The sequence below is a fragment of the Streptomyces sp. NPDC020490 genome (assembly GCF_044335305.1).
GTDB lineage: Bacteria > Actinomycetota > Actinomycetes > Streptomycetales > Streptomycetaceae > Streptomyces.
In genome coordinates, this window is the sequence record NZ_JBIRUY010000085.1 from 1 (window position 1) to 6,179 (window position 6,179).

General features: G+C 71.0%; 9 protein-coding genes. 4 read left to right on the top strand and 5 right to left on the bottom strand.

What is annotated here, in order from left to right; translation table 11 throughout:
• Positions 1-320 precede the first annotated feature (320 nt).
• The 5 genes from ACH4ZX_RS39965 to ACH4ZX_RS39985 form a co-directional block, all read right to left on the bottom strand.
• Positions 321-971 carry a TetR/AcrR family transcriptional regulator gene (locus ACH4ZX_RS39965; protein WP_398283806.1) on the bottom strand — a complete coding sequence of 217 codons (651 nt, stop codon included), beginning with the start codon at positions 969-971 and terminating at the stop codon, positions 321-323.
• Positions 968-1,612, bottom strand: a complete 645-nt coding sequence (locus ACH4ZX_RS39970; RefSeq protein WP_398283816.1) for a DUF4166 domain-containing protein — start codon at positions 1,610-1,612, stop codon at positions 968-970. The genes ACH4ZX_RS39965 and ACH4ZX_RS39970 overlap by 4 nt, the downstream gene beginning before the upstream one ends.
• 23 nt (positions 1,613-1,635) lie before the next feature.
• Positions 1,636-2,388: a hypothetical protein gene (locus ACH4ZX_RS39975; RefSeq protein ID WP_398283808.1), complete on the bottom strand. Its 753-nt coding sequence runs from the start codon at positions 2,386-2,388 to the stop codon at positions 1,636-1,638.
• A 122-nt stretch (positions 2,389-2,510) separates the two neighbouring features.
• Positions 2,511-2,804: an MTH1187 family thiamine-binding protein gene (locus ACH4ZX_RS39980; RefSeq protein ID WP_398283810.1), complete on the bottom strand. Its 294-nt coding sequence runs from the start codon at positions 2,802-2,804 to the stop codon at positions 2,511-2,513.
• Positions 2,801-3,145: a DUF3817 domain-containing protein gene (locus tag ACH4ZX_RS39985; protein WP_398283812.1), complete on the bottom strand. Its 345-nt coding sequence runs from the start codon at positions 3,143-3,145 to the stop codon at positions 2,801-2,803. Before ACH4ZX_RS39985 ends, ACH4ZX_RS39980 begins: the two co-directional genes overlap by 4 nt.
• 195 nt (positions 3,146-3,340) lie before the next feature.
• Between ACH4ZX_RS39985 and ACH4ZX_RS39990 the strand changes: the two genes are divergently transcribed.
• The 4 genes from ACH4ZX_RS39990 to ACH4ZX_RS40005 all read left to right on the top strand — a co-directional run bounded on the left by ACH4ZX_RS39990 (position 3,341) and on the right by ACH4ZX_RS40005 (position 5,988).
• Complete coding sequence (locus ACH4ZX_RS39990) at positions 3,341-3,973, top strand: AIM24 family protein (RefSeq protein WP_324784785.1); 633 nt, start codon at positions 3,341-3,343, stop codon at positions 3,971-3,973.
• A 1-nt stretch (position 3,974) separates the two neighbouring features.
• A complete protein-coding gene (locus tag ACH4ZX_RS39995) occupies positions 3,975-4,625 on the top strand; it encodes an AIM24 family protein (RefSeq protein ID WP_360753570.1) in 651 nt (216 codons plus the stop codon).
• A complete protein-coding gene (locus ACH4ZX_RS40000) occupies positions 4,622-5,419 on the top strand; it encodes an AIM24 family protein (protein WP_360753567.1) in 798 nt (265 codons plus the stop codon). Before ACH4ZX_RS39995 ends, ACH4ZX_RS40000 begins: the two co-directional genes overlap by 4 nt.
• A gap of 92 nt (positions 5,420-5,511) precedes the next feature.
• The gene (locus tag ACH4ZX_RS40005) at positions 5,512-5,988 is read left to right on the top strand and encodes a MarR family winged helix-turn-helix transcriptional regulator (RefSeq protein ID WP_398283814.1); all 477 of its coding nucleotides are present in this window, start codon (positions 5,512-5,514) and stop codon (positions 5,986-5,988) included.
• Positions 5,989-6,179: the final 191 nt, after the last annotated feature.

The window sequence follows — 6,179 nt, forward strand, 5'->3', positions numbered from 1 at the left end:
GGTGCGTCCCCACGGCGCGGGGCTTCGGGCGGGCCTCACCGCACCGCCACGACCCACTCCCGCGCGTACTCGGCCGCGGGTGCGTCCCCACGGCGCGGGGCTTCGGGCGGGCCTCACCGCACCGTCGCGGCCCGCTCCCGCGCGTACTCGGCCGCGGGTGCGTCCCCACGGCGCGGGGCTTCGGGCGGGCCTCACCGCACCGTCGCGGCCCGCTCCCGCGCGTACTCGGCCGCGGGTGCGTCCCCACGGCGTGGGGTTTCGGACGGGCCTCACCGCACCGCCACGACCCACTCCCGCGCGTACTCGGCCGCGGGTGCGGTTCAACTGCGTCCGGTGCGGCGCAGGTGGTGTCTTACGGCGCGTTGGGCCACGGGGCCCAGTTCCTCCAAGGCCGCTACGAGGGAGGCCAGTTGGTCCAGTGCGTCGAGGGCCGCGGTCGCGCCGGGCAGGTCCACGCCTTCGTACAGTTCGATGCCTACGAAGGACGCCGCCACGGCGCGGGCCAGGCCCGCGGGGTCGGTGAACTCGCCGAAGGGGGTGCCCGCGAGGACCCGGGTGAGGACCTGTTCGATCTCGGTGATCCACAGGTCGAGGCCGGCTGCGGTGGCGGGGCCGAGGGTGGCGTGGGTCTGGGCGCCTGCCAGTAGTTGGCCCAGGAGCGCCACATGGCCGTCGGCGCGTTCCTCCTCGTGCATCCGCCGTCCCACGGCGAGGAGTTCGGACAGCGAGGTGACCGAGGAGAGGCGGGCGCGGTAGCGGGACACGGAGCGCTCCGCCCCGTAGTGGCAGGCCGCGGCGAGGAGTTCGTCCACCGAGCCGAAGTGGTAGAAGACCAGCGCCTGGTTGACCCCGGCCGCCGTCGCGATCGTACGGGCCGACGCCTTGGCGATGCCCTGCTCGGTCAGCGTGCGCAGCGCACCCTCGAGGAGTCTGGTCTTCGTCTCGTGCGACTTGGCCGTCTCGGCGCTCACGCGCGCCGCTCCTCGCGGACCGGGCGCAGGTCGGGGCGTGGGCGGACCGGGGTGTAGGTGGCGGTGAAGGAGCCCTCGTAGCCGAACAGCGGGCCGAAGCGGCGGTTGACCACGCGGACGCTGATGCGGAAGCGGGCGGCGGCGTCGTCGTAGGACTCGCGGACCTCGGCCGTCGCGCCGAGCAGTTCGGGGACGCGCACGTCCACCGGGCCCTCCCGGAACCGGTGCTCGCCGGAGCGGATGAGGAGCGAGCCGTCCGGCTCGGCGCGGAGGTGGAGGTCGCTGGCGAGGTGCTGGTGGGTGCCCAGGTAGTCGAGGATGCGGTCGCCCTTGGGGCTCAGCACCATCTGGGCGTCGAAGCGGTGGGGACGGGCCAGGTCGAAGGTGCGCACGAAGGTCACCGTCTCACGGCCGTAGCGGTCGGTGTACGGAACGTTCTCGATCATGAAGGGCACCCGGCGGCCCGTTCGGGGGACCAGGATGTTGCGGGTGGCGCCCAGGGCCAGGAACGGCTTCACGAACGCCCTTCCGTGCCAGACGCGGTCCATCACGCCCCGGCCGGTGCACGCCTCGCCGCTCGCCAGGCCGACGGAGAAGCGGCGCCGCAACTGGGGGTGGAGGCGGTCGAAGTCGGGGCCCATGGCGGTGCGGAAGATCGATGCGGTCACCGGTGGTCCTCCAGGGTGCGCAGCAGTCGGGGGGCACGCGTGTGCGTGGATGGCGTGCGCAGGCAGCGGCGGGCGGCGGGTGTCGTGGGCAGCGGGGGTGCGAGGAGGGCCAGGGAGAGGGCCACCAGCGACAGCACGGGGGTCGTGAAGGAGAGCAGGGGGGACAGGGGGCCGGCGGGGGGCAGGAGGTGGCCGTAGTCGAAGAGGGTGAGGGAGAGGGCGGCCGTGAGGGCGCGGAGGAGGAGTTCGGCCAGCCAGTTGGCGCGGGCTCGCTCGGGGGTGATGTCCCGCTCCAGCCACAGGCGCAGCCGGTCGAAGGACCAGGCCGTGGCCCAGCCCATGAGCGGGCGCAGCAGCAGCCGGTCGGCGAGGGCGCCGAGGACGCCCCAGCGGGGGCGGTAGTCGTAGCCGGTGAGGAAGCGGACGCCGTCGCCGTCGGGGATGTAGCGCCAGTAGCCGCTGCCCTCGGCGAGGAGGGAGAGGGGGTGCGGGGAGGCGAAGCGGAGGGCGGAGGTGCGGGTGCCGTCCGGGCGCCGGCGCTCGCCCGCCGAGACTCCGGTGCCGGCGATCTTCAGGAAGGGCAGCACCCGCGTGGCGTAACGGAAGCGCTGCGGCTCGTCCTCGGCGGACGGGAGGAGGGTGATCTCGGTGAAGCGCAGGTCCCAGCGTTGGTGCTGGGCCGGGTCCTGGGTGCGCGTCCAGAGATCGTCGAGATCGGCGCGGATCCGCGCCTCTATGTAGAGCCCCATGTCGTTCGTCCGTCCCCCGGTCGGCTGCGAGTTTGAGCGACTGCTCAAGTTACCCGGTTTTGAGCGGTCGCTCAAAGAGGGGGGACGAGAAAACCCCGGCTCGGGCGAGCCGGGGTCTGCGACTAGTGGGCGAGGTGGCGTTCCACTGTCTCCACCTTGGAGGTCAGGCCGTCGGTCACTCCGGGGCGGATGTCCGCCTTCAGGACCAGGGAGACGCGCGGCGCCCGCGCCTCGACCGCGGCGACGGCTCGCCTGACGACGTCCATGACCTCGTCCCACTCGCCCTCGACCGAGGTGAACATGGCGTCCGTACGGTTGGGCAGGCCCGACTCGCGGACCACGCGGACGGCGTCGGCGACGTACTCCCCCACGTCCTCGCCGACGCCCAGCGGCGTCACGGAGAAGGCGACGATCATGCGTTCACGACCCCTTCCTTGCGGGCACGGGAGGCGATGACCGCGTCCTCGGCCGCCCGCTTGAGCTTGCGCTCGGCGAAGAACCCGCCGGTCGGCAGGACGGAGAGGACGAAGTAGAGGGCCGCGGTCCCGAGGTCCCACTTGGCACGGTTCCAGGCGTCCGCCCAGAAGACCACGTAGAGGACGAACAGGACGCCGTGCACCATGCCCATCACCGGCACCGCGTTGAAGTCCGTGGTCCGCTTCAGGACCGAGCAGACCAGCAGGAGGAGGAAGGAGACCGCCTCGGGCGCGGAGACGAGGCGGAGGCGGCGGAGGGCGGTGGCGGTCTTGAGGTCCACGGGTCACCTTCGGGGGGGCGGTCGGAGTGAGGTTTGTGAACGCAAGCACAAACGCTCCGCCATTGTGGCAAACGACGGGGCGAACGGGGGTCGGGGGGTCGGCCGGCGGGGTCACTAAGGGTTTCTTCAGGGACTTTCTCCCCCTGTGGGCTCTGTGCGGCGGGGGCGGGCGGCGGCTACCGTCGCTGCGTGGCGATGTTCCGACTTCAAGGCAGCAAGGTGCTCGCCGTCGACATGACCGGAGATGCCGTCAAGGCGAAGAACGGCTCCATGGTCGCGTACGACGGGCAGATGGCCTTCAAGAAGATGAGCGGCGGCGGTGAGGGCATCCGGGGCATGGTGACCCGGCGGCTCACCGGCGAGCAGATGACGTTGATGGAGGTGAAGGGGCACGGGACCTGCTGGTTCGCCGACCGGGCGAGCGAGATCAACCTGGTCGCGCTCCAGGGGGACAAGCTGTACGTGGAGTCGAGCAACCTGCTCGCCACCGACGCCGGGCTGCGCACCGGGACGACCTTCACGGGGCTGCGCGGGGCCACGCAGGGCAATGGGCTATTCACGACGACGATCGAGGGGCACGGGCAGGCGGCGATCATGTCGGACGGTCCGGCGGTCGTGCTGCGGGTCAGCGCGCAGTACCCGCTGAACGTCGACCCCGGCGCCTACATCGCGCACCAGGGCAACCTGCGGCAGTCGTTCCAGTCCGGTGTGACGTTCCGCACCCTCCTGGGCGAGGGCGGCGGCGAGGCCTTCCAGATCCGGTTCGAGGGGGACGGCCTGGTGTACGTGCAGCCGAGCGAGCGGAACACGATCGCGGGTGATGTGTGACATGGCTCTGCGCGAGATCAACTCCAAGATGATCGAGGCGACCGTCATGCCGGGCCAGCGGCTGTTCAGCCAGCGCGGCGCCATGCTCGCCTACAAGGGCGACGTGTCGTTCACGCCCAACATGCAGGGCGGCCAGGGCGGGCTGATGTCCATGATCGGGCGGCGGGTCGCGGGTGAGGCCACCCCGCTGATGACGGTGGAGGGCAGCGGCACCGTGTTCTTCGGTCACGGCGGCCACCACGTCCAGGTCATCACCCTCGCCGGCGACACGCTGTACGTGGAGGCGGACCGTCTGCTCGCCTTCGAGGGCACGCTCGAACAGGGCACGATGTTCATGGGTTCGCAGGGCGGCGTGATGGGCATGGTGCGCGGCCAGGTCACCGGCCAGGGCCTGTTCACCACCACCCTGAAGGGGCACGGCGCGGTGGCCGTGATGGCCCACGGGGGCGTGTTCGAGGTCCCCATCACCCCGCAGCGGCCGGTCCACGTCGACCCGCAGGCGTACGTCGCCCACCACGGTGACGTGCGCAACAGCCTGTCCACGGCGCTGGGCTGGCGGGACATGGTGGGCCGCGGCTCCGGCGAGGCCTTCCAGCTGGAGCTGAGCGGCAACGGTTCGGTGTACGTGCAGGCCTCGGAGGAGAAGCTGTGACGACCTACCCGGGGGCCGGTCCCACGGTCCACGACCCGATGACCCTGCCGGTCGACGACAACGTGAACAGTTACACCTTCTGCGTGGAGCTCAAGGGGAGCCAGTGGTTCCTGCAGAAGGGGAAGATGATCGCCTACTACGGGTCGATCGAGTTCGACGGCATCGGGCATGGCCGGCTCGACCGGCTCGTCCGCACCGCGTTCCATTCGCCTTTGCACGCCGCCGACTGGGTCGTGGCGCAGGGCTCGGGCAAGATGCTCCTCGCCGACCGGGCCTTCGACGTCAACTCCTATGACCTCGAGGACGGCAATCTGACCATTCGCTCGGGCAATCTGCTCGCTTTTCAGCCAAGCCTGTCACTCAAGCAGTCGATCGTGCCCGGGTTCCTGACCCTCATCGGAACCGGAAAGTTCGTGGCCGCCTCCAACGGCCCGGTGGTGTTCATGGAACCCCCGATCCGGGTGGACCCGCAGGCGCTCGTCGGGTGGGCCGACTGCCCCTCCCCGTGCCACCACTACGACCACGGCTACATGACCGGCGTAATGGGCGGTCTACGTGCACTGACGGGGCTCGGCGGGGCCTCCGGGGAGGAGCACCAGTTCGAGTTCGTGGGGGCCGGCACGGTACTGCTGCAGTCCACCGAGACCCTCATGGCCGAGCAGCCCACGGGGACGACTCCCCAGCAGGCCGGAGTGCCCGGTGGCGGGGGGCTCTTCACAGGCTCCCCACAGCAGGGCGGCACACCGCGCCTTCCCGGACAGCTGGGCGACCTCCAGCGCCGCTTCGGGCTGTGAGCGGTAGTCTGCGGAGTGTGACATCGAACGCGTGCGCACAGTCACACCACCCTCACTAGTTCGCCTTTCAACTTTTTAGGTAGACTTCATTCATGGAGACCGACACGGCCACGCGCTGGCTGACCGATGCGGAGCAGTGCGCCTGGCGCACCCACCTGGAGGTCAACAGGCTGTTGACGTACCAGCTCGAAAAGGACCTGCAGCCGTTCGGCCTGACAATGAACGACTACGAGATCCTCGTGAACCTCTCCGAGTCGGAGGACGTACGGATGCGCATGAGCGATCTCGCGTCCGCCACCCTCCAGTCCAAGAGCCGCCTCTCCCACCAGATCACCCGGATGGAGAACGCGGACCTGGTCCGGCGTGAGAACTGCGAGTCGGACCGCCGCGGGCTCTACGCCGTCCTCACCGAGCACGGCATGGAGACCATGCAGAAGGTGGCGCCCCACCATGTGGCGTCCGTGCGCAGGCACTTCATCGACCTGCTGTCCCCCGAGGCCCTGACGGAACTCGACAAGGCCCTGAAGCCGATCGCGGAACACCTGCGCGGTCAGCGGGGACGCCCCTAGCCGGCGGGCTGGGGCACGGCCCCGATCCGCTGACGGACCCGGGGGGGGGGGGGGGGGGGGGGGGGGGGGGGGGGGGGGGGGCGGGGCGGGGGGGGGCGGGGCGGGGGGGGGGCCGGGGGGCGGTGAGTGGGGCCGGGCGGACCTGGGTTTCGGGGCGGGGGACTGTCCGCCGGGCTGTCGTCTCCTCGCCG